Raw genomic sequence first — 26840 nt, 5'->3', positions numbered from 1 at the left:
CCGGCGGGTCAGCTCCAGAAGCGGACCAGCTCCAGGCCGGTGGCGTAGAGCCACGGCGGCAGGCCGAGGAAGTCGGCGACCGCGAAGACCGCCGAGAAGAACCACCCACCGATACGCGGATTCCACAGCAACGCGAAGAGCAGGATGAAGCCGTACGGGGCGAACAGGTCGTACATCCGCCGCCACTGCGGGTTGAGCCACGGCTGGATCATGTTGCCGCCGTCCAGACCGGGCACCGGCAGCAGGTTGAGCACACTCGCGGTGAGTTGGAGGAAGCCGAGCAGGCCCACCGCGGCCCAGAACTCCACCGGACCGCCCCCCGGTGCCCCGATCCGCAGCACCGCCACCAGCACCAGGGCGAACAGCACGTTGGTGGCCGGGCCGGCGAGGCTGACCAGCGTGTGTCGCAGCCGCCCCGGGATCACGTGCCGATCCACCCAGACGGCACCGCCCGGCAGGCCGATGCCGCCGAGCAGCACCACCACCACCGGCAGTGCGATCGACAGCAGCGGGTGGCTGTACTTGAGCGGATTCAACGTCAGGTAGCCGCGATGGGCCACCCCACGGTCGCCGAACCGGTACGCCACCACCGCGTGCGCGTACTCGTGCAGGCAGAGCGAGACCACCCAGCCGGTGACCACAAACCCGAAGACGGCGAGCCGGACGTTACCGATGCCGTGCCAGGTCAGCACACCGCAGGTGACCAGCAGGGCGACCAGGGCAAGGAAGATCGGGCTCGGCCGGAAGGCTGCCCGGGGCACCCCGAGCACCAGCGGCTCGGCGTCCCGGGGGTCCATCACTCGGCCACGGGCAGCAGGCTCATCCGGTACTCCACCCGGTCGTCCTCGACAAGCGTGACCGAGGTGACGCCGGACGCCGCGAGCTCGCGCCAGGTCTGGCCGACCCAGGACTCGGCGTCCGCCTGGCTGCTGAACGACTCGGCGGGCCCGTCGACCGACTCGCCGTTCGCGCCCTCGTACCGCCAGCTCCACGCCATGTGCGCGTCTCCCCTCACCGCTGATGTCCCGTGGGACGGACCTTCGCCAGCGTAGTCGGCCGTGGATGCGTCGGCCTTGCCACGGGCGTCGACCGGTTGTCGGCACCCGGCCTCGGCGCCGGCTCAAGGGACCCCGGGTGGTCACGGTTCACCTGCTCACCGCCGGGTATGTCCCCGGCAACGGAAGCTGGACAGGAGGGGCGATGACCAGGCCGATACCGGAGATGGACACGGCGGAACTACGCGACATCGCGGTACGCGGAGGCATCCAGGGGGCGCGCGAGATGGACCGGGAGGAACTGATCGACGCCCTGGTCGCGCGCCCGGGTGAGGGCGCCTGGCAGGAGGACACCAAGCCCGCCGACGTCAACCCGAACGACTACTACTACCAGCCTCCCGACGGGCGGTGAACGACGTCGGGCCGCACGGTGCACCTGCGATGCCCGTGCCGGTCGGCTGGTCGTAAGGTACGAGCATGTCCCTCGACGGGTGGAACAGGGTCCTGGTGCTGGGCGGCATCCGCTCCGGCAAATCGGAGTTCGCCGAGTCCCTGGTGGCCGACGCGACCACGGTTCGGTACGTGGCCACCGCCGCCGGTGACGAGGACGCGGAGTGGGCGGCCCGGCTCGCCGCGCACCGCGCACGTCGACCGGCTGCCTGGAGCACCGAGGAGACCGCGAGTGACCCGCGCCGACTCGCCGACGTGATCGCCGCCGCCCGGCCGGACGAGACGCTGCTCGTCGACGACCTCGGTGGCTGGGTGACGGTGTTGCTCGACCCCGCTCACCAGCCGGCCGACGACACCGTCACGATCGACGAACTGGTCACCGCCGTACGCGGTTGTGCGGCCCGGCTGGTGCTGGTCAGCCCCGAGGTCGGGCTCTCCCTGGTGCCGACGACGCCGCTGGGCCGGGCGTTCACCGACGCGCTGGGCGTGGTCAACCGGGCCGTGGCGGACGTCTGCGACGCGGTGCTGCTGGTGGTCGCCGGTCAGCCGTGCCAGCTCAAGCCGGCCGCCGCGCCGGGCCTCGCCGCCGGTGCCACCACCACCGCTGTCGCCCCCGCCGGGGCCAGCACCGCTGGGGCGGGGACGACCGTGCCCGCGCAGGCCGGGCCCGCCGTCGGGGACGGCAGTGTCTCCGCGCCGACGCCCGTCGTGCCGGTGGCCGCCGGTGGACCGGTCATCCAGCCCGGGATGGAACTACCCATGCCCGACGAGTACGCCGGGCCACAGGCCGTGGAGCGACTCGCCACCCTGGACGTGCCGGGCCGCGGGCTCGGCGTACTGGAACAGGTGGTCTCGTTCGCCGCCACCACCCAGGGCACGCCGACCCCGACGCCCTGGCAGTCGGTACGGGTACTGCTGCTGCACGGTGACCACGAAGGTGGCGCGGCGGCCGGCACCCGGCCCGGCGAGTCTGCTCGCCGCGCCGACCAGGCCCGCGCCGGTCAGGGTGTGCTCGCCCGGCTCGCCGACCACGGCGGAGCGAGTCTCCAGGTGGTCGAGGCACCGACGGCCGCACCCATCGAGCACGGGCCGGCGCTGACCGCCGAGCAGGTCGAGTCGGCGCTGCGCTACGGCTGGCGGCTGGCCGAGGAGGCCGCCGACGCGGGCGTACAACTGCTGGTGCTGGCGGCGTGCGGTGCGGGCACCGAGGCTGCGGCGGCTGCCGTGCTCGCGGCGACCGCCGGGGCCGAAGCGCCCGCCGTGCTCGCCCGGGTGGTCACCGAGTGCGGCGAGTTCGACGACGCGGCCTGGATGACCCGCTGCGCGGCGATCCGGGACGCGCTGCACCGCATCCGCCGTTCCGGCCGGGACGCCAAGGACGTGCTCGCCCAGCTCGGTGGCGGCGACATCGCCGTGGCCACCGGCGTGCTGCTGGGCGCCACCGCACGCCGGATTCCGGTGCTGCTGGACGGCCCGGTCGGGGTTGCCGCAGGGCTGGTCAGCCGGGATCTCGCCGGCCAGGCCCGACACTGGTGCCTGTTGGCCGACCACGGCGGGCACCCCGCCGTCCAACTGGCCGCCGACGTGCTCGGTCTGACCCCGCTGGCGGAGCTGAAACTGGATCTCGGCGAGGGGGCGAACGCGCTGACCGTGCTGCCGTTGCTGCGGTCGGCGCTGACGCTGGCCGCTGCCCTGCCGACCCGCCCGGACCGCGCCGAGGGCGCCGACAGTGGCCCGCAGCAGGCCGACGAGGCACCGGAAGTGCCGGCGGAACCGGTCGAGGAGAGCGAGCCCGACTTCCGTGAACCCGAGCCCGAGGGGCCCGGACCGACCAGCACGGAACCCGCGCCGGCGGACCACTCCGGCTCGCGTGCCGGCTGACCTGCGGCTGCTCGGCGACGGGGTCAGGCTGGCCCTGACCACCCTCACCGTGGCGCCGGTGCGTACCGGTCGGGTCGACCGGGCCACGGCCGGTACGGCGATGGCGCTCGCCCCGGCGGTCGGCGCGCTGCTGGCCGTACCGGTCGCCGGGGTACTGCTGCTGCTCGGCTCGCTCACCGCGCCCCTGGTCGCCGCCGCCGTGGCCGTCGCGGTGAACGCCCTGCTCACCAGGGGCCTGCACCTCGACGGACTGGCCGACACGGTGGACGCGCTCGGGTCGTACCGGCGGGGACCCGCCGCGTTGGAAATCATGAAGAAGCCGGACGTCGGACCGTTCGGCGTGGTCACGCTGGTGCTCGTACTGCTGGTGCAGGCCGCGGCGCTGGCCGAGTTGGCCGGCGGGCCCGCTCCGGCCGTACTCTCGGCGGTCGTCACCGCCACCGCGGCCGGCCGGCTCGGCGTGACGCTGGCCTGTCGGCGGGGTGTTCCGGCGGCCCGTCCGGACGGGCTCGGCGCGATGGTGGCCGGCACCGTCGGCCCGGTCGCCCTGGCCGCCGGCATCGCGGCGGTCACGCTGCTGGCGGTGCTGGCCGTTCCGGGCCGTCCCTGGCAGGGGCCGCTGGCCGTCCTCACGGCACTCGCCGTCGCGGCCGCCCTGGTGCGACACGGGGTACGCCGACTCGGCGGGATCACCGGCGACGTGCTCGGCGCCTGCGTCGAACTGGTCACCACGCTGGTCTACCTGGGACTGGTGCTGTCCGGCTGAGCCGGGGCACGGGCGGCGGGTAGCGTTCTTCCACGACAGCACCGGCACGGCCTTGCGGGGGAAATCATGCTCATCACCGACGACTTCCTGCCCGTTCCGGTTCCGGAATCGCTCAGCGCGACGTACCTGGTACCGACAACGGGGCTGCCGGCGGTGAGTGCCCGAACAGCGGTGCGGGGTCTGGCCGGTCGCCTGGCCGAGCCCGTGCACGGGTTGGCCAAGCAGATGCTGGACAGTCCACTAATGAGCGTGGACGTACGCCCGATCAGCGAGTTTCCCGAGCTGCCGCCGGACCTGCTCACCGCGTTCGGCGCCAGCAAGGCGCAGTTGGATCGGCTGGCCGCCGCCAGCCACCTGGTGGTGGTGCAGGCCGAGTACCGGCCGGGCTGGCCGCCGGCACACGAGTGGGCGGCCCGGGCAGTGGCCGCGGCGATCGCCGAGGCGGTCGGCGGCGACGTGGTCGACGTGTTCGGCCTACAGTTCCTGGATCCGGTGGCGGCGTTGCGGTCGTTGCCGGACGAGCGGGGCCGGGTCCGGCTCGTCGACTGGGTGCTGGTGCCGTACTCGTCGGATGCCGAAGGGCTGTGGTTCACCACCAAGGGACTGCGCCGCTTCGGCCTGCTGGAGTTGCAGACCCAGGGGGTGCCGGACCATCTCACCCGGGCCTGGGGTGCGGTGATGACCGGTGCCGCCCGACGGCTGCTGCGGGACTGGACCGACGGACTGACCGGCGAGGAGGTGCCGGCGTTCGTGCAGCTGCCCGTGCTGGCCACGGTCACCGGGCACGACATCGCGGTGGCGTACGGCAATCCGGAGCAGCACGGGGCGACCGCGCCGGTGCTCCTGCGGTTGGAACTGGACCCGGCCACCGACCCGGACGCCGACTCGTTTCTCAGCCTGCGCCCGCCGGCCGGGCATCCCGGTCCGGCCGGACGCTACTTCGCCGCCGCCTGTGCCACTCTGTTCGCCGGCATCCAGCCCGACGTGCGCTACGCCCGCTCGGGTGACGCGATGAGCCGGGCGATCGCCACCGCCCGCGCCGGCCTGGGTGACATCCGGGCCCGCTTCCGGGCCGGCCAACTGCCACCGGAGACCCAGCTGGTGGTCAAGTACGGGCTGCCCGGCGACGACGGCCCCGAGTACGTCTGGGCCGGCGTGACCTCCTGGGACACCCCGGAGCGGGTCGTCGGTGCCAGCGCCAGCGACGCCAACACCGACCCCACCGTACGAATCGGCTCGCCCGTGGTGGTCGAAGCCACCGACATCGTCGACTGGGCCCTGCTCGACTCCACCGGCGTCATCGAAGGCGGCTGGACCCAGGCCGTCCTGGACGCCGGCGAGAAACCCACTACTTGACGGAGGGGTGGACGAAGGGAGGGCGGGTCAGGTGGGCGGGGGTGCGGCGGCCCCGGATGTCGACCTCAAGCTCGGCGCCGTCGGGAAGGGCGGGGGCGGTGTCGATCAGGGCGAGGGCGATGCCCTGCTTTCCGGTGGGGCTGAAGGTGCCGCTGGTGACCGTGCCGACGCGGGTGTCACCGTGCAGGACCGCCATGCCGGGACGGGGAATGCCCCGGCCGACGACGGTCAGGCCGCGCAGCGTACGCGTCGGGCCGGTGGTCTTTTCCGCGAGCAGCGCGTCGCGACCCCAGAAGGCCGGCTTGTCCCAACCCACCGCCCAGCCCGTGCGGGCCTGCACCGGGGTGATCTCCGGCGACAGGTCCTGCCCGTGCAGGGGGTACCCCATCTCGGTGCGCAGCGTGTCCCGGGCGGCCAGCCCGCACGCCTGCGGTGCCGGCTCGGCAGCGAACAGCGCGTCCCAGACCACGACCGCGTCACCGGCCGGGACCACCAGTTCGTAGCCGCGCTCACCGGTGTAGCCGGTACGGCACACGGTCAACTCGACGCCGTCGAGGGTGGCCGGCGAGAAGCTCATGTACTCGTGCCCGGTCGGCAGCCCCAGGGCATCCAGCAGTTCCGCCGAGCGTGGCCCCTGCACCGCCAGGACCGCGTACGCCTCGTGCTCGTCGGAGACCGTGACCTGCGGCGGCGCGGCGGCGCGCAGCCGGCGCACCACCTCGGCGGTGTTCGCGGCGTTCGGAATCAGGAAGACGTGGTCGTCGGCGTACAGGTAGGCGATGATGTCGTCCACCACGCCGCCGGTGGCCTCGTCGCAGCAGAGGGTGTACTGCGCCCGGCCCGGCCCGATCCGGCCCAGGTCGTTGCTGAGGCAGGTGTTGACGAACTCCGCCGCCCCCGGGCCGGTCACCCGTACCTTCCCCAGGTGCGACACGTCGAACACGCCGACGTCGGTGCGTACCGAGGTGTGCTCCCGCAGCACCCCGCCACCGGCGTACTCCAGCGGCATCTCCCAGCCACCGAACGGGGCAAATTTGGCGCCGAGCGCGGTGTGCCGCTCAGCCAGCGGGGAACGACGCAGCCGGGTCTCGGCGGCGTCGGTGGTCACGTCGGTCATGGGTCGCAACTTACCGGGACCCACCCGTCTGGTTAGCATCGGCGGGACCCCTCGGGACGCCCCGGCGGGGCCAGTATCAACGCCCGGCGGGTAACCATCCGCCGCCAACTCCATTGCCGGTACGCCACACGACCGGCCCGGCCTGCCCGGGAGCAGCTTCCGTGACATCGTCCAGCACCACCCTGAGCCTGGTCGACACCGACCCCGCCGAACTCGCCGTCGACGCGATCGTGATCGGCGTGCACAGTACGACCGGCGAGGACGCCACCAGCGGCCCCGCCGGCACCCTGCTGCTCGCCAGCGGCGCGGAGAGCATCGCCGCCGCCTTCGACGGCAAGTTGACCGAGACACTGGCGCTGCTCGGCACGACCGGCGGTCCGGGCGAGGTGATCAAGTTAGCGACCCTGGGCACGATCACCGCTCCGGTGATCACCGCAGTCGGCCTCGGCCCGGAGCCCAGCGGTGCGGCGCCCGCCCCGGAGACCCTGCGTCGGGCTGCGGGCGCCGCCGTACGGTCGCTGGCCGGCTCGACCCGGGTGGCGCTCGCCCTGCCGCTGCCCGACGACGCCGACGCCTGCGCTGCGCTGCGCGCCGTCGCCGAGGGTGCGCTGCTCGGCGGGTACCGGTTCGCCGGCTACAAGACCCGGCCGCAGCCGAACCGGCGCGAGCCGGTGGCCGAGGTGCTGGTCGCCGTGCCGGACGCCGCGGACGACGGGGCCCGGGCCGAGGTGAGCCGGGCCGTCGCGGTGGCCGCCGCGGTGCGGCTCACCCGCGACTGGGTCAACATCGCCCCGAACGAGCAGCGACCGCCGGTCTTCGCCGACGCCGTCGCCGACGCCGCTCGGGCGGCAGGCCTCGGGGTGGAGGTGCTCGACGAGGTCGCGCTGCGCGAGGGTGGCTACGGCGGCATCATCGCCGTCGGGCAGGGCTCGGAGGCCCCGCCGCGGCTGGTGAAGCTGACCTACACGCCAGCCGACGGCGGCACCGGCAAGCGGGTGGCGCTGGTCGGCAAGGGCATCACCTTCGACACCGGCGGCATCTCGATCAAGCCCGCGCAGGGCATGTGGGAGATGAAGTCCGACATGGCCGGCGCGGCGGCGGTGGCCGCGACCATGCTGGCGGTGGCCGAGCTGAAACCACGGGTGACGGTGACCGCGTACGTGCCGATGGCGGAGAACATGCCGTCGGGCACCTCGTACCGGCCGGGCGACGTGATCACCATGTTCAACGGCAAGACGGTGGAGGTGCTCAACACCGACGCCGAGGGCCGGATGATCCTCGGCGACGCGATGGCCCGCGCCTGCGCGGACGGCACCGACTACCTCTTCGAGACCTCCACCCTCACCGGCGGGCAGGTGGTCTCGCTGGGCAAGCGGATCTCCGGCGTGATGGGTACGCCAGAGCTGTGCGAGCGGGTCCGCACGTCCGGCGACGCGGTGGGCGAGCCGACCTGGCCGATGCCGCTGCCGGACGACGTACGCAAGGGCATGAACTCCGAGGTGGCCGACATCTCGCAGGTCAACGCGGGTATGGAGCGGGCCGGGCACATGTTGCAGGGCGGCGTTTTCCTCAGCGAGTTCGTCACCGACGAGGTCGCCTGGGCACACATCGACATCGCCGGCCCGGCGTACCACTCGGGTGAGGCGAACGGCTACTGGACCAAGGGCGGCACCGGCGTACCGGTGCGTACCCTGCTGCACCTGATCGAGGACGTGGCCGCCAACGGCTGAGGTGTAAGGAAGGGCCCCCTGTTAACGCCTCGCGTATAGCAGGGGGCCCCTTTTAACATGTCGCATCGCCAGGCAGCGCTCAGTACAGCTCCGGGCGGCGCTTGCGGCGCTCGTTGTAGTCGCGCATGCGCTGCGGATAGCCCATCAGCGCCACGTCGTAGACGGGGATGCTCAACCGGTAGGCGAAGCGTCGCGCACCGTCCGGCCCGTTGATGCGCCGCCGTGTCCACTCGCCGTCGTCGGCGATCAGGATCACCGTGGTCTCGGTGACCGTGGTACGCGGCTCGATGTACGCTTCGACCCCCTTGCGGGTACGGACAAAGTTCTCAAGATGCTCCAGATCGGCGCGATTGGCCGTACGGTCAGGTTCGGCCGCGCCTGCCCGCTTGCGTCGCCGGAACAGTCCCACTGAGCCGTCTCCCCACCTGTCGCGTCATCGAAGGCAGTGCCAAGGGTACGTGGCGACAACGTGTCATTGGGCACCTCGGTACGCGCTCGGGACGCGGTGGTGACAAGATGGCCGAGGTGGGGTGTGCCCCTGTTACCCCGCCGTGACCCCCGATGCAGCGAAGCGACCTGGGAGTTGAACGTGAGCGAGCCGAACGACGCAACCTTCGACATCGTCATCCTCGGAGGTGGTAGCGGCGGCTACGCGACCGCGCTGCGCGCCGCCCAACTGGGGCTGTCCGTCGCACTGGTGGAGAAGGGCAAGCTCGGCGGCACCTGCCTGCACAACGGCTGCATTCCCACCAAGGCACTGCTGCACGCCGCCGAGATCGCCGACCAGACCCGCGAGTCCGAGCAGTTCGGTGTGAAGGCCGAGCTGGTCGGCATCGACATGGCGGCGGTCAACTCGTACAAGGACGGCGTGGTCTCCCGGCTCTACAAGGGCCTGCAAGGGCTGGTCACCGGCAACAAGGCGATCACCTTCGTGGCGGGTGCCGGCAAGCTGGTCGCGCCGAACGCGGTCGAGGTCGACGGCAAGCGGTACACCGGCCGCAACATCGTGCTGGCCTCCGGGTCGTACGCCAAGAGCCTGCCGGGCCTCGACGTTGACGGCGAGCGGGTGATCACCAGCGACCACGCTCTGGTCCTGGACCGGGTGCCCAGCTCCGCGATCGTGCTGGGCGGTGGCGTGATCGGCGTCGAGTTCGCCAGCGTGTGGAAGTCCTTCGGGGTGGACGTGACCATCATCGAGGCGCTGCCCCGCCTGGTCGCCGCCGAGGACGAGGAGTCGTCGAAGGCGCTGGAGCGGGCGTTCCGCAAGCGGAAGATCAACTTCAAGGTCGGCAAGCCGTTCGAGAAGGTCGAGAAGACCGACAACGGCGTCAAGGTGACCATCGCCGGCGGCGAGACCGTCGAGGCCGAGCTGCTGCTGGTCGCCGTCGGTCGGGGCCCGAACACCGCCAACCTCGGGTACGAGGAGCAGGGCGTGAAGATGGACCGCGGCTACGTACTGACCGACGAGCGGCTGCGCACCAACGTGCCGAACGTCTACGCCGTCGGCGACATCGTGCCCGGGCTCCAGCTCGCGCACCGCGGCTTCCAGCAGGGCATCTTCGTCGCCGAGGAGATTGCCGGGCAGAACCCGGCGGTGATCGACGAGGCGGGCATCCCCCGTGTCACCTACTGCGACCCGGAGCTGGCCTCGGTCGGCCTGACCGAGGCGAAGGCCAAGGAGCAGTACGGCGCCGACAAGGTCAAGACCTACAACTACAACCTCGGCGGCAACGGCAAGAGCCAGATCCTCAAGACGACCGGCTTCATCAAGCTGGTCCGAGTCGAGGACGGCCCGGTGGTCGGCGTGCACATGGTCGGCGCCCGGGTCGGCGAGCTGGTCGGCGAGGCGCAGCTGATCTACAACTGGGAGGCGTACCCGGGCGAGGTCGCGCAGCTGGTGCACGCCCACCCGACGCAGAATGAGGCCCTGGGCGAGGCTCACCTGGCCCTCGCCGGCAAGCCGCTGCACGCGCACGCCTGACCCACGACGTAACCGCGGCGTCCGGCGACGGGCGATGATCCCCCCACCAGGGAAATGAAGGAGTCTGGAGAACATGCCGGTATCGGTCACCATGCCCCGGCTCGGCGAGAGCGTCACCGAGGGCACCGTCACGCGCTGGCTCAAGCAGGAGGGTGACACCGTCGAGGTCGACGAGCCGCTGCTCGAGGTGTCCACGGACAAGGTCGACACCGAGATCCCGTCCCCGGCGGCCGGCGTGCTGACCCGGATCGTGGTGGGCGAGGACGAGACGGCAGAGGTCGGCAGCGAGCTGGCGGTGATCTCCGGCGAGGGCGAGTCGGCCGGCGGCCCCTCCGAGCGGCAGGCCCCCGCCGAGCACCAGGAGTCGCCGCCCGCCGAGCAGGCCGCCGAGGCGGCCGCGCAGCCGCAGGCCGAGGCGGAGCAGTCGGCCGTCGAGGAGCCGGCCGAGCAGCCGGCCCAGGCCGCCGCGCCGTCGGGCGAGGGCACCCCGGTGCAGATGCCGGCACTGGGCGAGAGCGTCACCGAGGGTACGGTCACCCGCTGGCTCAAGCAGGTCGGCGAGACCGTCGAGGTAGACGAGCCGCTGCTGGAGGTCTCCACCGACAAGGTCGACACCGAGATCCCCTCGCCGGTGGCCGGCACCGTGCTGGAGATCAAGGTCGCCGAGGACGAGACCGCCGAGGTGGGCGCCACGCTGGCCGTGGTCGGTGCCGCCGGTGGCGCCCCGGCCGAGGCCAAGCCGAAGCCCGAGCCGCAGGCCGAGGCTAAGCCCGAGCCGAAGCCGGAGCCGCAGGTGTCCGAGCCGACGCCCGGCGTGTCGTACAACGAGCCGGCCGCGGAGGCCGAGACCGCGCCGGAGCCGGCCAAGGCCGAGCAGGCCGCCACTCCTCCCGCCCCGACGCCGCAGCCCGCCGCCGCGCCGAGCGCCAACGGCGAGGCGGCCGGTTACGTGACCCCGCTGGTCCGCAAGCTGGCCGGTGAGCACGGCGTCGACCTGACCTCGGTCAACGGCACCGGTGTCGGTGGCCGGATCCGCAAGCAGGATGTGCTGGACGCGGCGGAGAAGGCCCGCGCCGCCAAGGCCGCACCCGCCCCGGCCGCTGCGCAGCCGGCTCCGGCGGCGCAGGCCCAGCCAGCCGCCAAGCCGCAGCCGAGCGCCAAGCGCGGCACGACCGAGAAGCTGCCGCGCATCCGCGCTGCCATCGCCAAGCGGATGCACCAGTCGCTTCAGGAGACGGCACAGCTGACCACGGTCGTCGAGGTGGACGTCACCAAGGTCGCCAAGCTGCGGGCGCGGGCGAAGGACTCGTTCCAGCAGCGGCACGGCGTCAAGCTGTCGTTCCTGCCGTTCTTCGCCCTGGCGGCCATCGAGGCGCTCCAGACGTACCCGATCGTGCAGGCCCAGATGGACCTCGACGCGGGCACGATCACCTACCCGGACACCGAGAACCTCGGCATCGCGGTGGACACCGAGCGTGGCCTGCTGGTGCCGGTCATCCACAACGCCGGTGACCTCAACCTGGGCGGCATCGCCAAGCGCGTCGCCGACCTGGCCGAGCGCACCCGCACCAACAAGATCAGCCCGGACGAGATCGCCGGTGCGACCTTCACGCTGACCAACACCGGCAGCCGGGGCGCGCTGTTCGACACCCCGATCGTGCCGTCGCCGCAGTCGGCGATGCTCGGCACGGGTGCCGTGGTCAAGCGCCCGGTCGTGGTCAACGACCCGGAACTGGGTGAGGTCATCGCGGTCCGGTCGATGGTCTACCTGGCCATGTCGTACGACCACCGCATCATCGACGGCGCCGACGCGGCCCGCTTCCTGACCGCGGTCAAGGAGCGCCTCGAGGCCGGCAACTTCGAAGCCGAACTAGGCCTCTAACCCTCTCCACTCTCCCGAAGGGCGCCCCGGCTCACCAGCCAGGGCGCCCTTCCCCATCCCTCCCCTCCCTCCCCTCCCGCCCTCTCCCCCACCCTTCGCCCCGTCGATCATGCAGTTCTGGTCGCCTTTTTATCCTCATGCGCACCTTATGCACCGACAACAACTCCATGATCGACGAGGCGGTCTGCGGGGGTGGGGATGGGGGCGAATCTCGCCCGTCTTTGTCTTGAGCTTGGGAAACTCAGGCGGTGAGCGACAAGGGCTGGCGGGGACGGCTGGGGCCGGCCGTCGGGATAGCGCCGGGCGCCCGGGTCGACAAGTTCGAGATCTTCTTCGACCTGGTCTTCGTCTTCTCGTTCTTCAACATCGCCCGCACCACGGCCACGGAGATCACCGGGCGGAGCCTGTTCCACGCCCTGCTCGTGCTCTCCGTGCTCTGGTGGTGCTGGGTGGTGCACACGGTGGTGGCGACCCGGGTACGGATCGGCGAAGGTTTCGTGCCCGTACTGATGGTGGCCGGAATGGCGGCGCTGTTCTCGTTCGCCCTCGCCCTGCCGCAGGCGTTTAACGACTCGCACGGCGCGCACGCCGGGCCGGTGGTGGTGGCGATCAGCTACGTGGTCATCCGAGCCGTGCACCTGGCGCTGTTCCTGCACGTCGTCCGGGGCAATCCGGCGGAACGCCGGCAGTTGTTGCGGTACGCCCCCGAACTGAGCCTGAGCACCGTGCTGCTGCTGGTGGCGGCGTTGCTGCCCGGCAAACTCACCGAGTCGGGAATGGCCGAGGTGCTCCGCGACGGACTGTGGGTCAGCGTCATCCTGCTCCAGTACGGCACCGGCCTGCTCGCCAGCACATGGGGCTGGGAGGTGACCTCCGCAGAACACTGGACCGAACGGTACGACCTGATCCTGATCATCGCGCTCGGTGAGTCGGTGATCTCCGTCGGGCTGGGCAGCAACCTGATCGGCCAGCCGCCCACCTGGCCCGGAGTGACCGCGGCGATCCTCGGGATCGTCTTCACGGCCGCCCTGTGGTGGCTGCACTACGACGTGATCGGGCCGGCCGCCCGGATCGCTCTGCACGCCACCCTGGGTCGACCCCGGGTGCTGATGGCCCGGGACGCGTACGCGTACCTCTACCTGCCGATGATCGCCGGGATCATCATGTTCGCCCTCGGCGCCGAGGGCATCGTGCACGACATCGCCGAGCCGGGCGTACCGTTCAGCGAGCCGGCACACGGCCCGGACGTGCCGCTGTTGTACGGCGGGGTGATCTGCTATCTGGCCGGAAACATGCTGTTCCAGCTGCGTACCCTGCACACGCTGTCCTGGCTGCGGCTCGCCACGGTGCTGCTGCTCGCGGCCAGCATCCCGATCGCCATGGTCCTACCCGGACTGATCACCATGGGCCTGCTCACCGTGATCTGCGTCGGTCTGATCGGTGCCGAGGTGGTGCTGATGTCCGAGGGGCGGCGGGCCCTTCGCGCGGTGGTCTACGAGGAACGGACCGCGCACGAGGCTCACGAGGCCGCCTACCGGGCCCGCTGGCACGAGAACCCGCCCGACGCGGTGTCCTGAACGATCCTCGCACCCCGCGCTTGTCGTCCCGGGAGCCAGGGTTGCCGCCGGGCCACGATTCGACGAATGGCGGATGAGCGGCCGGGATCACCCGCACCGTTTCCGGTACCTGACGGAAACCGCTCATCTGTGCTCCCACCTGGCGTTTTCTTCACCCGTTTGGCGGAGACGCCAGATGACTCGTCGTCGGTACGGTCCTACGCACACGACGCGCTCCCGCCTGATGGAACCCGCGTCGGTCTTTCCACCGAAAGGCAGGCAATGACAGTTCGAACCCCCTCTCGGCCCCGCAGGGGCCGGCAAGCACTCGGCGTGATCGCCGCCGGGCTGCTCCTGGCCGGTGCGCTGCCGGGCACCGCGTCGGCTGCGGAGCCCGATCCGCGAGTCGGGCTCGGTGCCGGCTGGCTCGACGCCGAAACGGCAATCAGCAACCTGGAGCACCTGGCGAACCGCCCCAAGCCGGCTGGCTTCGTCGACCCCAACAACCCGGGCGCCGGCTCGTTCATCGCCTCGGACCTCGGTTTCGGCGACAAGTACGCCGTCCTGGGCAACTACAACGGTTTCAACATCGTCGACATCTCGAAGCCGGCCGACCCGACGCTGGTCACCAGCGTGGTCTGCCCGGGTGGCCAGGGTGACCCCTCGGTCTTCGGCAACCTGGTCTTCATGTCGGTCGAGGAGACCCGCGGGCGCGTCGACTGTGGCACCAACAGCAGCGTCGGCACCCGTTTCCAGGGCGTCCGGATCTTCGACATCAGCGACGTGCGCAACCCGGTCCAGGTCGCCGCAGTGCAGCTCTGCCGCGGTTCGCACACCCACACGGTGGTGACTGACCCGAAGGACAAGAACAACGTCTACATCTACAACTCGGGTACCGCCGGGGTGCGGCCGGCCTCCACGCTGGAGGGCTGCAACAACAACCCGGCCGACGGTGAGAACCCGTCGCGCTGGCGCATCGAGGTCATCAAGGTTCCGCTGGCCGCTCCCCAGCAGGCCGCCGTGGTGAACGCGGCGCGCCTGTTCGCCGACCCGACGACCGGCCGGATCGACGGCCTGCAGAACGGCCCGACCACGCCGCGTCACCCGTCCGGTGGCACCTGGTCGCCGTCGCCGAACACCAACACCTGCCACGACATCACCGCCTACCCGGAGATCGGGCTGGCTGCGGGTGCGTGCCAGGGCAACGGCATCCTGGTCGACATCTCGGACCCGGCGAACCCGGTCCGGATCGACGAGGTCTCCGACCCGAACTTCGCGTACTGGCACTCGGCGACGTTCAACAACGACGGCACCAAGGTCATCTTCACCGACGAGTGGGGCGGCGGTAGCGGTGCTCGCTGCCGCGACACCGACCAGCCGGAGTGGGGCGCGAACGCCATCTTCGACATCGTCGACGGCAAGATGGAGTTCCGCAGCTACTACAAGCTGCCGGCTCCGCAGACCACGGCGGAGAACTGCGTCGCGCACAACGGTTCGCTGATCCCGGTTCCGGGCCGCGACATCATGGTGCAGGCCTGGTACCAGGGCGGTCTCTCGGTGTTCGACTTCACCGACTCCGCCAACCCGCGTGAGATCGCCTTCTTCGACCGCGGCCCGATCAACCCGGACCGGATCGTCAGCGGTGGCTACTGGTCGGTGTACTGGTACAACGGCAACCTGTTCGGCAACGAGATGGCTCGCGGTCTCGACGTCTTCGCGCTGAAGCCCAGCCAGCACCTGTCTGCGGCCGAGATCAAGGCGGCTTCGCAGGTCAAGCTGCCCGAGTTCAACGCCCAGCACCAGCCGAAGATCGAGTGGACCCCGAGCTTCGCGGTCGCCCGGGCCCACTACGACCAGGCGGTCCGTGCCAACACCCTGGGTCACCCGATGACGTCCCAGGTGGACAAGTTCCTCGAGCGGGCTGAGAAGTTCGCTGCCGAGGGCAAGCGCTCCGCGGCGGTGGCCCAGCTCGGTGCCATCTCCAACCAGATCCGTGGGGATGAGCACCAGGCGCTGAAGCAGGCGATCCTGGACCTGCGCGCCTCGCTCTGATCTGTACCTGAAGTAGAGGGGCACCTCAGCTCGAAACCATTCGAGCCGAGGTGCCCCTCGCCTTCGCGGTATTCGCCGTGGTCCGGACCGAAACCGACCTGACGGTACGCCGTGGTCCTGCCCGCGACCGACCTGACGGTACGCCGTGGTCCTGCTCGGACAGCAGGACCACGGCGACCCGCTCAGCTCATCGCGGCCAGCATCTTCTGCATCCGCTCGATCTCGATGCTCTGGTCGGCCTCGAACTCCCGGGCGAACTGGTCGGCGGCCGGTTCCAGCCCGCCACCGGAGGCGTACAGCTCCTGCACCATCGTCAGCGCCCCCTCGTGGTGGCGGATCATCAGGGTGAGGAACAACTTGTCGAACTTCGCGTCCCGGGCCTGCTTGAGCTGATCAAGTTGCTCGGGGGTCAGCATCCCCGGCATCAGCTTGTGTCCGCCGTGACCCGCGTTGGGCCCCGTGGTCGGCACGTTCCGCTCCGTGAGCCAGAGCTGCATCAGCGAGATCTCGTCCCGCTGCGAGACGTCGATCCGCTTGGCGAGCAGTTTGATGTCCGGGTTGTCGGTACGGTCCGCCACCAGTGCCGTCATCGTCAGGGCCTGCTCGTGGTGCGGAATCATGCCCTGGATGAACATCGTGTCGGCCGCGCTGAACTTGGGCGGCGAAATCTTCGCCACCTCTTCCTCCGAGAGGGTCTTGCCTGCCTGGCCCGGAGCACCCGGCTGGACCACATGCGAGCTCGGCGGCCGGTACGGCGGCGGTTCGCTGTCCGGCCAGGCGGCGAACGCCACCCCCGAACCGACCACGGCCGTGACGGCCACGGCCGAGATGATCACACGACGAGACAGCGCCATGACTCTTGTACCCAATCTGAAGCTTGAGCTGCACAGATGCGAAGGCCATAGTGCCTCATGCTCGTCTCCGTCACCAGGGACCGGGCGGCTGTTGGTGGATCAACCACGGGCCAGCGGACGGCTGGCTGGTCGGGTAGCGGAGGCGCTCACCCCGTGGCTTGGGCGTCCTCGTCTCGACCGGCGATCAATCTGTAGCACTTTGTAGCACGCCAGGCTAGGATTAGCCCGTGGCTGAGCACGCTCATCGGGAGATCACGCAGCGCGAGCTGCGCAACGACTCGGGCGCGATCATGCGCGGCGTCGAACGGGGCGACTCCTTCATCATCACGCGTAACGGCACCCCGATCGGGAAGCTGATCCCGCTCCGGCGGCGCACCTTCGTACCGCGCGCCGAGGTGATGGCCGCCTTCGCCACCGCTCCCGTGCTCGACGTCGAGAAGTTCCGTCGTGACCTCGACTCGACGGCCGACCAGGATCCGTTCAGCCGTGAGTGGTGACTCCCCCACCCGGGGTCTGATCGACACCAACATCGTCATCCATCTCGGCGCCCTCGACCCCGACGAACTGCCCGAGGAGATGGTGATCAGCGCCGTGACGCTCGCGGAGCTGTCCGCCAGCCCACACCACGCCGACGACCGTGCCGAACGAGCCCGGCGGACCAGCGTGCTGCAACACGCCGAGGCCACCTTTGATCCACTACCGTTCGACGCCGAGGCAGCGCGAGCCTTCGGCATGCTCACCAGCGCGGTCCTGGCCACCGGCCGTACCACTCGCCGCCGGCTCGCCGACCTGATGATCGCCTCAGTGGCCCAGGCCAACGGCCTACAGCTCTACACGACCAACCCGAACGACTTCGCCGGCCTGGAGGACCTGGTCCGAGTCCAACCGGTACGCCGCCCCTGAGCACACACACGGCCACCGGCCTGGCAGCGTCCGCGACGAGCGCTCACCCACGCAAGCCGGCCGCGATCCGGCCGGTTCTGAATCTGTCGCACCCTGATGATCGTGCTCGATCGTGGATCGAGTGGTATTGGAGTCGATGACAGGCCACTCGATCCCAGATCGAGCACGATCATGGCCGCGCCGACCGAAACACGTCCTGCACGACGCGGCCGACCAACTGCACCCGCTCGACCCGCACGACGGCCCGGCGCCGGCGCAGCTCTTCGACCGCTTCCTCGGCTGGGCGCTCATCCGGCGAACGGTGGACGACCCGACCCGACACCCGGTGCCGGGAGCGCCTGCCGGCCGACCTGCCTCCGGGCGCGAGCTATTTCGCCGCGTGACCGACTAGACAGGGTCGGGCTGCCGCGCGTACCCGAAGATATGAGGATGCGGATCCTCATGGCCGGCGCGTCCGGCTTCCTCGGCACTCGGCTGGTCGACCTGCTCGTCGCCGACGGGCACCAGGTGACCCGGCTGGTCCGGCGGCCACCGCGTACCCCGGATGAGCGGCAGTGGTCGCCGTCGGGAGCGCAGCTGGACCCGGCATTGGTCGCCGAGGCGGACGCGGTGGTCAACCTGGCCGGTGCCGGGGTGGGCGACCGCCGCTGGAACGACCGGTACAAGCAGCTGATCCGGTCCAGCCGGGTGGACACCACCAGCACCCTGGCGATCACCATCGCCGGGTTGCCGGCCGCAGACCGGCCCGAGGTGCTGCTGAACGCCTCGGCGATCGGCTGGTACGGCAACACCGGCGACCGGGTGGTCGAGGAGGACGCGCCGGCCGGTGAGGGCTTCCTCGCCGACGTGGCCCGGGTGTGGGAGGCGGCGACCCGGCCGGCCGAGGATGCCGGGGTACGGGTGGTGCGGCTGCGTACCGGACTGCCGCTGCACCGCGACGGTGGGCTGCTCAAGCCGATGCTGTTGCCGTTCAAGCTGGGCATCGCCGGGCGGCTGGGCAGTGGACGGCAGTGGATCCCGTGGATCTCGATGGTCGACTGGCTGAACGCCACCACCTACCTGCTCGCCCGCGCTGACCTGGCCGGGCCGGTGAACGTGGTCGGCCCGGCACCGGTAACCAACGCCGAGTTCACCCGGGAACTGGCCCGACAGCTACACCGTCCCGCCGTCATCCCGATCCCGGCAGTGGCGTTGAAGGTGGCCCTGGGCGGCTTCGCTCAGGAGGCGTTGACCAGCACGCGCGTGCTACCTGGCGTGCTGACCCGCGCCGCCTTCACCTTCCGCCACCCCGACCTGCCCACCGCGCTGCGAGCAGCTCTGCAGGACTGACGCCGGGCCGGGCGGGCGCGTCAGCAGCCGATGGTCCAGTGATTGGCGGCGATCTGGCGCAGGGTGGTGGTGTAGAAGATGTTGTAGAGGCCCATTCGCTGGTTGGACCCGTTGGCGTAGGCGTAGCCGCCGGAGTGGTAGGCGCGGCCGGCGGTCACGTGCGCGTAATTGCTGGCGGTGACGCAGGTCGGGGCACCGGTCGGGCTCGGCGACGCGGTCGGGCCGGGCGTCTTGGTCGGGCTCGGCGTCACCGTCGGGCTCGGGGTGGGCGACGGCGTGCCGCCGCCGTCCAGGCCGAAGAAGAGCGCGTCACGGTACGCCGAGCAGATGGTGTTCAGGAAGTACGCCGCAGTGCTGCCGCACTGGTCCACGCCCGTCCCGGGGTTGACCGGGGTGCCGTGGCCCATGCCGGAGACCCGGTAGAGGCGTACCGCGTCGTTGCCGTACGCCTCCAGGCTGGTGCCGCCGGGCAGTTGCGCGGTGCTGGTCGGCGTCTGCGACACGCCGAGCACGTTGGTCCACTGGTCGCGGGACTCCACGGCGTTGGCCACCGCCACCGTGTAGTCGGCGGTGCCGTGCCAGATCGCCACCCTCGGACGCGAGCCGGCGTAGCCGGGGTGGGCCTTGCGGACCAGGTCGCCCCACTGGGCCGGGGTCTTGTCCACCCCGGGGCTCATGCAGGAGAAGGCGTTGACCATCCCGGTGGCGCAGCGGTACGGGATGCCGGCGATGACCGAGCCGGCGGCGAAGACGTCCGGGTAGGTGGCGAGCATGGCCGCGCTCATCGCGCCGCCGCCCGACAGCCCGCTGACGTACACCCGGTTGGCGGCCGTGCCGTAGTTGGACCTGGCGTGGTCGACCATCTGCTTGATGGACAGCGCCTCGCCCTGGCCCCGGCTGGTGTCGCCGGTCTCGAACCAGTTGAAGCAGGCGCTGGAGTTGTTGGCCGACCGCTGCTCGGGCACGATCAGCGTGAACCGCCACTGGTCGGCGTACTTGCGCCAGCCGGAGTTGGTGAAGTAGCCGGCGGCGTCCTGGGCACAGCCGTGCAGCAGGACGACCGCTGGTGCGCCGGTCGGCAGGTTGTCCGGCCGGTAGGCGTACATGGCGAGGTTGCCGGGGTTGGAGCCGAAGCTGGCGACCTGGGTCAGGGCTGCGGCCTGGGCGGGGGTGGCGGCGGCCACCAGCGCGGTGGCGGCCACGACCAGGCCGGCCAGCAGACCGGACAGGGTACGGATGCGGCGCACGGGACCTCCAGGGACGGTGTGAGCTGGGTCACCGATAATTGCCGCGAGGTTACGCAGATGCGTCTCGCCTGTGACATGGCGAGGATGCACACATTCGTCGATGTCCAGGTGTGGGCCGCTTGCTTGCCCCCGAAGGTGCCGGCGTGTCCGGGCGCGGTTGGTAACGTCCGCTAGGTGCCCACCTCGCCGTCCGTGGCGTCCGCGCCCACCTCGCCCGTACGTGTCACCCGTGATCGTCGCGCCGACCTGATCGTGACAGTGGTCGCGCTGGCGCTCGCCGTCTGGGTGACCAGCGGGCTGTGGCTGGACCCGAACGGGCGCGCGATCACCGTCAACTCCAGCGACCAGGCACTGTTCGAGTGGCTGCTGGCCTTCGGCGGGCACGCGGTCAGTCACGGTGACAACCCGCTCTACACGTACCTGATCAACGTCCCGGACGGGGTGAACCTCGCGGTCAACACCTCGATCACCGTGTACGCGGTGGTCTTCGCCCCGCTGACGTACCTGATCGGGCCACCGGCCACCTTCCTGGTGATCCTCACCCTGAACCTGGCCGCCACCGCCGTCGCCTGGTACTGGCTGCTCTCCCGGCACCTGGTCCGCAGCCCGCTCGCCGCCGCCGTCGGCGGGCTGTTCATCGGCTTCTCCCCCGGCATGGTCTCGCATGCCAACGCCCACCTGAACTGGACCGCCGGCTGGCTGGTGCCGCTGCTGGTGTGGCGGCTGTTCGCGTTGCGCCGTCCCGGGCACTGGCTGCGCGACGGCGTGATCCTGGGGGTGCTCGTCGCGATCTCCTTCTCGATCGCCGCCGAAGGGCTGTTCTTCACCGCCCTGGCACTCGGCCTCTTCGTCGCCGTGTGGGCGCTGCACCCGGCCAACCGGGCGGAGGCGCGGGCGGTGCTGCCGTCGTTCCTGCGCGGCCTCGCGGTGACCGCGGTGGTCGCCGGGGTGCTGCTGGCGTACCCGCTGTGGCTGCACTTCGCCGGTCCGCAGCGCTTCCACGGCACCGGCTTCGACGCGGTGATCCACTCCGAGGACATCGCGGCGTACGCGGCGTTCCCGCGCCGCTCGCTGGCCGGCGAGGCCGGGTTGCGTACGTCGCTGGCACCGAACCCCACCGAGGAGAACTCGTTCTTCGGGTGGCCGCTGCTGGTGCTCACCGTCTGCTGCTTCGTACTGCTGTGGCGACGCGCCGACCAGCGACGCCGAGCCACCCTGTGGGCCCTCGGCATCGTGGCGGTGGTCTTCGCCGTGCTCTCCTTCGGGCCGGTGGCCAAGGTCGACGGCCGGCGCACCGACCTGCCCATGCCGTTCGACCTGCTCGGGCACCTGCCGGTGGTGAACGCCGCGCTGCCCGCCCGGCTCGCGCTGGTGGTGACGCCGGTGATCGGCCTGCTGCTCGCGTACGCCATCGACCAGTTGCGCCGGCGACCACCGCGCCGGCCGGCGGCGGTGGCCTGGACCCTCGGTTTCGTGGCGGCGCTGCTGCCGCTGTTCCCGACGCCGCTGCTGACCAGCGCACGGGAGCCGATCCCCCGCTTCATCACCTCAGGTACCTGGCGCGACTACGTCTCCCCCGGTGGCGTGTTGACCCCTGCCCCGCTGGCCCTGGACGTCTACCCCGACGGCCAGCGCTGGCAGGCGTACGCCCTGGCCGACCGGCAGGGCGAGTTCGCCATCCCGTCGGGCTTCTTCCTCGGCCCCGGTGGCCCCGACGGCCGGGGCCGGATCGGGCCGGTGCCCCGGCCCTTCAGCGCCCTGCTCGACCAGGCCGCCCGCACCGGCCTGCCACCGATCGTCACCGAGGGCACCCGCGAGGAGGTCCGCGCCGACCTGGAGCACTGGCGGATCGAGACGGTGGTGCTCCCTGACGAGGTGCACGGCGCCAAGTGGCCGGTCGACGAGGAGGCCCTGCGCCGCACCCTGACTGAGTTGTTCGGCGAACCGCAGCGGGTCGAGGACGTCTGGCTCTGGCGGGTCGACCAGAACTGACCCGCCGGCACCGTGCCGGTCCGGGCTACGACGCGGCCCGGTCGTCGGGTTCGGCCGGCTTCAGCGGGTGAGCCGGCTCACCACAGGTGACCAGCGAGTACGGGTCTAGGCTGGAAAACGTGACCACGACGACCTCCGGCCTGACGGCCGTTCGCGCCGGCGTCCTCGACTACACCGCCGCCTGGGACGAGCAGCGCCGCCTGCACGAAGCGGTGGTCTCCGGCGAGTCCGGCGACACCGTGCTGCTGCTGGAGCACCCGAGCGTCTACACCGCCGGCAAGCGCACCGAGCCGTGGGACCGCCCGATGGACGGCACCCCGGTGGTCGACGTGGACCGTGGCGGCAAGATCACTTGGCACGGTCCGGGGCAGCTGGTCGGCTACCCGATCCTGCGCCTGCCCGACCCGATCGACGTGGTCGCGTACGTGCGGCGGGTCGAGCAGATGCTGATCGACGTGTGTGCCGAGTTCGGCCTGACCGCCGGCCGGATCGAGGGACGCAGCGGCGTCTGGGTGCCGGAGGACGATCGGGGACCGGCCCGCAAGGTGGCCGCCATCGGCATCCGCGTCGCCCAGGGCGCCACCCTGCACGGCTTCTCAATCAACTGCGACTGCGACCTGACCAACTTCGACAAGATCGTGCCGTGCGGCATCCGCGACGCCGGAGTCACCTCGCTGACCGCCGAACTGGACCGTCCGATCACCGTCGCCGACGCACTCCCCATCGTCGAACGCCACCTCTCAACCATCCTCACCCCCTAACAGGTCCCCCCACTTCCCCACCCCGCCTCGTCGATCAAGAAGTTTGCGTCAGGATTCCCGCCGCCGGTGACGCAAACTTCTTGATCAACTCGTGCAGGGCGGGGGCGGGTCGTGGGGTGTTACGGGGGGTTTGTTGGGTTCGGTGTTCGGCGTCACAGGGTTTGCGGGGTGATGGGGGTCGCCTGCTGTTCATCGACGGCGACCATCCGGCGTAGGCTCGTTTTTGTGACGATCGAGCACACCGCACCGACGACCGGCCAGGCCGCGACTACCGCGACGCCCGCCCCCGAAGGGCGACGGCTGCTGCGGATCGAGGCGCGCAACGCCGAGACGCCGATCGAGCGCAAGCCGCCGTGGATCAAGGTCAAGGCCAAGATGGGCCCGGAGTACACCCAGCTGCGCGGGCTGGTCTCGCGCGAGGGGCTGCACACGGTGTGCCAGGAGGCCGGCTGCCCCAACATCTACGAATGCTGGGAGGACCGGGAGGCCACCTTCCTCATCGGCGGTGACCAGTGCACCCGCCGCTGCGACTTCTGCCAGATCGACACCGGCAAGCCGGCCGAGTTCGACGCCGACGAGCCGCGTCGGGTGGCCGAGTCGGTGGTCTCGATGGGCCTGCGGTACGCCACCATCACCGGCGTCGCCCGTGACGACCTGCCCGACGGCGGCGCCTGGCTGTACGCCGAGACGGTCCGGCAGATCCACGCCCTCCAGCCCGGCTGCGGCGTCGAGCTGCTGATCCCCGACTTCAACGCCGTACCGGAGCAGCTCGCTGAGGTCTTCAGCGCCCGTCCCGAGGTGCTCGCGCACAACGTGGAGACGGTGCCGCGGATCTTCAAGCGGATCCGGCCGGCGTTCCGCTACGAGCGGTCCCTGGACGTGATCCGGCAGGCCCGCGCCGCCGGCCTGGTGACCAAGAGCAACCTGATCCTGGGCATGGGCGAGGAGCGCGCCGAGGTCTCCCAGGCGCTGCGCGACCTGCACGACGCCGGTTGTGAGCTGATCACCATCACCCAGTACCTTCGCCCCTCGCCCCGGCACCACCCGGTGGAGCGCTGGGTCAAGCCGGAGGAGTTCGTCGAGCTGAGCGCCGAGGCCGAGGAGATCGGGTTCGCCGGGGTGATGAGCGGGCCGCTGGTGCGCTCGTCGTACCGCGCCGGCCGGCTCTACCAGCAGGCCCTCGCCGCCCGCGAAAGCGTCGCCGTCGCCGGCTGAGGTTCCCGGCCGCCGCGCCGCGCGACAACCGTCCGGGCGCGGCGGGCAGGTGCCATGATCGGCAGGTGACCGCCGAGGTACGCCGACAGCCACATCCCGCGCTACGCGCGCTCCCGGCGCCCCTGCGTACGCTGCCCGACTCCCTGCGACTGCCGCAGGGTACTCGGCTGCCTGTGCTGCTCACCGTGCTCGCGTTCCTCGCCGGGGTGGGGTACCGCCTCGGGTTGATGATCTTCGACGCGCCACCCACCAACAGCGACGAGGCCACCATGGGGCTGGCCGCGCTGCACATCTCGCGCGGCCAGGAGTTCCCCGTCTGGTTCTACGGCCAGTCGTACATGGGCACCCTCGAAGCGTGGTTGGCTGCGCCGCTGTTCGCCGTGGCCGGCCCGTCGACGCTCGGCCTGCGGCTGCCCACCCTGGCGATGTACGCGCTGTTCGTGCTGTTGATCTGGCGCCTGACCCTGCGGTTGACCGGGGACCGCTGGTTCGCCCTGCTGGTCGTCGGCCTGCTCGCCCTCGGCTCGGACCGGATCGTCAAGAACCAGCTGATCGCCGGTGGCGGCTACCCGGAGATGAACGTGGTCGGCGCGGCACTGGCCCTGCTGGCGTACGGCCTGGCGACCGGGCGCCCCGGTCACCGGCTCCCCCGCTGGACGGTGTGGGGTTTCCTCGCCGGACTGATGCTCTGGGTCGATCCGCTGGTGCTGCCGTACGTCGCCGGCACCGGGCTGGTGCTGGTGGCGTTCCGCTGGCGGGAACTGCGCGGCCGGGCTGGTGCACTGCTCGCCCTCGGTGCCCTCATCGGCGCGGCTCCGCTGTTGGTGGACAGCCTGGTCGCCGGCCGCAACCCACTCGCGGCGGTACTCACCGCCAGCGGTGCCGAGCAGTCCGCCGGCTGGGCCGACCGACTGCACGGCGGGCTGGTGCTCGGCCCGGCCCTCGGCATGGGCTTCTGTGACCCCGGCCGGTGTGCCGGCTGGCAACTCTGGTGGACGGCGGCACTACCGGTACTGCTGATCGCCGCCGCACTGACCGCCTTGCATACCCTACGCACCCACCGGCCCACCCACCCCGACCCGGCCACCTCCACCCTCTCCGTGTTCGGGCCGACCACCTCCGGAACGGTCACCTCCGGACAGGTCACCGCCGGAACGGCCGTCTCTCGAACGGCCGCCTCCGGGCCGGTCGCCTCCCGGGCCGTCAGCTGGGGGGCAGGCGGTGCGGGTGCCGGTACGCCGGCACGGGTCGGGGCGGCGGTGGCGCTGGCCCTCGTCGGCGCGGCGGTGGCGACCATGGCGGCGTACACGGTCAGCAGCGCAGCCGGGCGGACGCCGGTGGAAAGCGCCCGCTACCTGTCCTGCCTGCTGATCTCCGTACCGGTGCTGCTCTGGCCGCTGTGGACGGCGGCGCGCCGACGGCGGCTGCCCACCGATGTCGCACCGGATCTTCGGCTCGCCGGGCGACGCGCCGCCACCGCGCAGGTCGCGGCGGTGGTGGTGCTGACGGCGACGCTGGGCACCGCGACCGTCGCCACGGCGGGCACGGTGAGCCGGATATCCGCCGTGCACGCCGACGAGCGGCGACACACCGCGCTGGTCGCCGCGCTACGCGAGCGGGGCGTGCGGCACGTCTACGGCACCTACTGGACCTGCAACCGGCTCACCTTCGCCAGCGCCGAGGACGTGGTCTGCGCCGTCGTCGACGACAACCTGCGCCCGGGTCACGACCGCTACCGCCCGTATCGGGAGGCGGTCCGCGCGGCGGCTGCCCCCGCCTGGGTCGCGCCCGCAGGCTCTCCCCTCGCGGCCCGACTCGACCAGCGGCCCGGCTCCCTCGACCTGCTCACCGTCGAAGGCTGGCACGTCTACCTACCGCGCGCCTGACCCACCGGCAGATACCCGGTCGGTGGGGGGCGGCCAACTCAGCCGTCCAGGCACCGGCCGCCGATCAACAGCTCGGCGCGCGACCATTAGACTCGACGCCATGGCAAAGCCCCAGGAGAAGGTCTCGTTCGGCCAGCGGCTGAAGCAGATCGGGTTGGTGTTCCGGTTCACCGCCAAGCAGGACAAGTGGTTCGCACCACTGGCTGCTGGCGCGGTGCTGATCCCACTCGCGCTGACCGTGGTCGCGGTCGTGCTCTGGAGCTGGATATGGCTGCCGCTGGGCATCCTGTTCGCTCTGCTCTGCCTGCTGATCGTGCTCAACCTGCGGTCCAACCGGGCGATGATGAACGCCGCCGAGGGCCAGCCGGGCGCTGCCGCGCAGATCATGGAGAGCATGCGCGGTGACTGGCGGGTCTCACCCGCGGTCAGCTCGACCACCCAGATGGACATGGTCCACCTCGTCATCGGCCGGCCGGGCGTGATCCTGCTGGCCGAGGGGAACCCGCAGCGGGTACGCGGCCTGCTCGGCCAGGAGAAGCGTCGGCTCGCCAAGGTGATCGGCAACGCCCCGCTCTACGACTACGTGATCGGTCAGGAGGAGGGCGAGCTGCCCATCCGCAAGCTGCGGATGACGCTGATGCGGCTCCCCCGCAACCTCAGCGGCAAGGACGTCAACTCCCTGGACAAGCGCCTCAAGGCCCTCACCGCCCGCCCACAGATGCCCAAGGGCGCGGTCCCCAAGAACCTCCGCCCGCCCCGAGGCGCCTTCCGCCAGATGCGCGGCCGCTAACCACCGCACCGCACCGCACCGCACCGCACCGCACCGCACCGCACCGCACCGCACCGCACCGCACCGCACCGCACCGCACCGCACCGCACCGCACCGC

At 71.2% G+C, this 26840-nt stretch carries 23 protein-coding genes; 17 read left to right on the top strand and 6 right to left on the bottom strand.

Going from position 1 to position 26840, the window contains the following annotated elements:
- Window positions 1–8: 8 nt before the first annotated feature.
- Together AB0M35_RS21345 and AB0M35_RS21340 are read right to left on the bottom strand one after the other, a co-directional pair.
- Window positions 9–797 carry a site-2 protease family protein gene (locus tag AB0M35_RS21345; RefSeq protein ID WP_363747365.1) on the bottom strand — a complete coding sequence of 263 codons (789 nt, stop codon included), beginning with the start codon at window positions 795–797 and terminating at the stop codon, window positions 9–11.
- The gene (locus AB0M35_RS21340) at window positions 797–997 is read right to left on the bottom strand and encodes a hypothetical protein (RefSeq protein ID WP_363747302.1); all 201 of its coding nucleotides are present in this window, start codon (window positions 995–997) and stop codon (window positions 797–799) included. The genes AB0M35_RS21345 and AB0M35_RS21340 overlap by 1 nt, the downstream gene beginning before the upstream one ends.
- Before the next feature lie 203 nt (window positions 998–1200).
- Between AB0M35_RS21340 and AB0M35_RS21335 the strand changes: the two genes are divergently transcribed.
- From AB0M35_RS21335 to AB0M35_RS21320, 4 genes are all read left to right on the top strand, one after another.
- On the top strand, window positions 1201–1407 hold the full coding sequence (locus tag AB0M35_RS21335) for a hypothetical protein (RefSeq protein WP_363747301.1): 207 nt from the start codon (window positions 1201–1203) through the stop codon (window positions 1405–1407).
- A 65-nt stretch (window positions 1408–1472) separates the two neighbouring features.
- Window positions 1473–3326 carry a bifunctional adenosylcobinamide kinase/adenosylcobinamide-phosphate guanylyltransferase gene (cobU, locus tag AB0M35_RS21330; protein WP_363747300.1) on the top strand — a complete coding sequence of 618 codons (1854 nt, stop codon included), beginning with the start codon at window positions 1473–1475 and terminating at the stop codon, window positions 3324–3326.
- Entirely contained in the window at window positions 3316–4092 is a 777-nt protein-coding gene (locus AB0M35_RS21325) for an adenosylcobinamide-GDP ribazoletransferase (protein ID WP_363747299.1), read from the top strand. The genes cobU and AB0M35_RS21325 overlap by 11 nt, the downstream gene beginning before the upstream one ends.
- A gap of 66 nt (window positions 4093–4158) precedes the next feature.
- Window positions 4159–5448: a DUF2314 domain-containing protein gene (locus AB0M35_RS21320; protein ID WP_363747298.1), complete on the top strand. Its 1290-nt coding sequence runs from the start codon at window positions 4159–4161 to the stop codon at window positions 5446–5448.
- Here the strand turns inward: AB0M35_RS21320 and gcvT are convergent.
- Entirely contained in the window at window positions 5441–6565 is a 1125-nt protein-coding gene (gene gcvT / locus AB0M35_RS21315) for a glycine cleavage system aminomethyltransferase GcvT (RefSeq protein WP_363747297.1), read from the bottom strand. The genes AB0M35_RS21320 and gcvT overlap by 8 nt on opposite strands.
- Window positions 6566–6726: 161 nt before the next feature.
- Between gcvT and AB0M35_RS21310 the strand changes: the two genes are divergently transcribed.
- Window positions 6727–8295 carry a leucyl aminopeptidase gene (locus AB0M35_RS21310; RefSeq protein WP_363747296.1) on the top strand — a complete coding sequence of 523 codons (1569 nt, stop codon included), beginning with the start codon at window positions 6727–6729 and terminating at the stop codon, window positions 8293–8295.
- Between the two features lie 79 nt (window positions 8296–8374).
- On the opposite strand, the gene AB0M35_RS21305 is transcribed toward AB0M35_RS21310, so the two are convergent.
- Entirely contained in the window at window positions 8375–8704 is a 330-nt protein-coding gene (locus tag AB0M35_RS21305) for a hypothetical protein (RefSeq protein ID WP_363747295.1), read from the bottom strand.
- Window positions 8705–8884: 180 nt separating this feature from the next.
- Here AB0M35_RS21305 and lpdA point away from each other — a divergent pair, with 180 nt between their 5' ends.
- The 4 genes from lpdA (at window position 8885) to AB0M35_RS21285 (ending at window position 15766) form a co-directional block, all read left to right on the top strand.
- A complete protein-coding gene (lpdA, locus tag AB0M35_RS21300) occupies window positions 8885–10276 on the top strand; it encodes a dihydrolipoyl dehydrogenase (protein WP_363747294.1) in 1392 nt (463 codons plus the stop codon).
- Window positions 10277–10349: 73 nt separating this feature from the next.
- Window positions 10350–12158: a 2-oxoglutarate dehydrogenase, E2 component, dihydrolipoamide succinyltransferase gene (gene sucB, locus AB0M35_RS21295; RefSeq protein ID WP_363747293.1), complete on the top strand. Its 1809-nt coding sequence runs from the start codon at window positions 10350–10352 to the stop codon at window positions 12156–12158.
- Window positions 12159–12406: 248 nt separating this feature from the next.
- Window positions 12407–13735 (top strand): low temperature requirement protein A, encoded by a 1329-nt coding sequence (locus tag AB0M35_RS21290; RefSeq protein ID WP_363747292.1) that lies wholly within the window; start codon window positions 12407–12409, stop codon window positions 13733–13735.
- A 312-nt stretch (window positions 13736–14047) separates the two neighbouring features.
- Window positions 14048–15766, top strand: a complete 1719-nt coding sequence (locus AB0M35_RS21285; protein ID WP_363747291.1) for a hypothetical protein — start codon at window positions 14048–14050, stop codon at window positions 15764–15766.
- A gap of 182 nt (window positions 15767–15948) precedes the next feature.
- Here the strand turns inward: AB0M35_RS21285 and AB0M35_RS21280 are convergent, their stop codons facing one another.
- Window positions 15949–16587 carry a DUF305 domain-containing protein gene (locus tag AB0M35_RS21280; protein WP_363747290.1) on the bottom strand — a complete coding sequence of 213 codons (639 nt, stop codon included), beginning with the start codon at window positions 16585–16587 and terminating at the stop codon, window positions 15949–15951.
- 260 nt (window positions 16588–16847) lie between these two features.
- Between AB0M35_RS21280 and AB0M35_RS21275 the strand changes: the two genes are divergently transcribed.
- From AB0M35_RS21275 to AB0M35_RS21265, 3 genes are all read left to right on the top strand, one after another.
- Window positions 16848–17117 carry a type II toxin-antitoxin system prevent-host-death family antitoxin gene (locus tag AB0M35_RS21275; protein ID WP_363747289.1) on the top strand — a complete coding sequence of 90 codons (270 nt, stop codon included), beginning with the start codon at window positions 16848–16850 and terminating at the stop codon, window positions 17115–17117.
- A complete protein-coding gene (locus tag AB0M35_RS21270) occupies window positions 17107–17523 on the top strand; it encodes a type II toxin-antitoxin system VapC family toxin (protein ID WP_363747288.1) in 417 nt (138 codons plus the stop codon). Before AB0M35_RS21275 ends, AB0M35_RS21270 begins: the two co-directional genes overlap by 11 nt.
- A 429-nt stretch (window positions 17524–17952) precedes the next feature.
- Complete coding sequence (locus tag AB0M35_RS21265; RefSeq protein ID WP_363747287.1) at window positions 17953–18852, top strand: TIGR01777 family oxidoreductase; 900 nt, start codon at window positions 17953–17955, stop codon at window positions 18850–18852.
- A 20-nt stretch (window positions 18853–18872) separates the two neighbouring features.
- Here the strand turns inward: AB0M35_RS21265 and AB0M35_RS21260 are convergent, their stop codons facing one another.
- Window positions 18873–20099 (bottom strand): PHB depolymerase family esterase, encoded by a 1227-nt coding sequence (locus tag AB0M35_RS21260; RefSeq protein ID WP_363747286.1) that lies wholly within the window; start codon window positions 20097–20099, stop codon window positions 18873–18875.
- Between the two features lie 174 nt (window positions 20100–20273).
- Between AB0M35_RS21260 and AB0M35_RS21255 the strand changes: the two genes are divergently transcribed.
- The 5 genes from AB0M35_RS21255 (at window position 20274) to AB0M35_RS21235 (ending at window position 26743) form a co-directional block, all read left to right on the top strand.
- Window positions 20274–22091: a DUF2079 domain-containing protein gene (locus tag AB0M35_RS21255; RefSeq protein ID WP_363747285.1), complete on the top strand. Its 1818-nt coding sequence runs from the start codon at window positions 20274–20276 to the stop codon at window positions 22089–22091.
- 119 nt (window positions 22092–22210) lie between these two features.
- Window positions 22211–22852, top strand: a complete 642-nt coding sequence (gene lipB / locus AB0M35_RS21250; protein ID WP_363747284.1) for a lipoyl(octanoyl) transferase LipB — start codon at window positions 22211–22213, stop codon at window positions 22850–22852.
- 171 nt (window positions 22853–23023) lie between these two features.
- Window positions 23024–24067, top strand: coding sequence for a lipoyl synthase (gene lipA / locus AB0M35_RS21245; RefSeq protein WP_363747364.1), 1044 nt, complete (start codon window positions 23024–23026; stop codon window positions 24065–24067).
- 143 nt (window positions 24068–24210) lie between these two features.
- Entirely contained in the window at window positions 24211–25953 is a 1743-nt protein-coding gene (locus AB0M35_RS21240; RefSeq protein ID WP_363747363.1) for a hypothetical protein, read from the top strand.
- A gap of 100 nt (window positions 25954–26053) precedes the next feature.
- Complete coding sequence (locus AB0M35_RS21235) at window positions 26054–26743, top strand: DUF4191 domain-containing protein (RefSeq protein WP_363747283.1); 690 nt, start codon at window positions 26054–26056, stop codon at window positions 26741–26743.
- Window positions 26744–26840 lie beyond the last annotated feature (97 nt).

Source organism: Micromonospora sp. NPDC051196 (assembly GCF_040682415.1).
In the GTDB taxonomy this organism is placed as follows: Bacteria; Actinomycetota; Actinomycetes; order Mycobacteriales; family Micromonosporaceae; genus Micromonospora.
The sequence above is the reverse complement of the archived record's forward strand: the minus strand, read 5'-3'. Positions and strand labels throughout refer to the sequence as shown.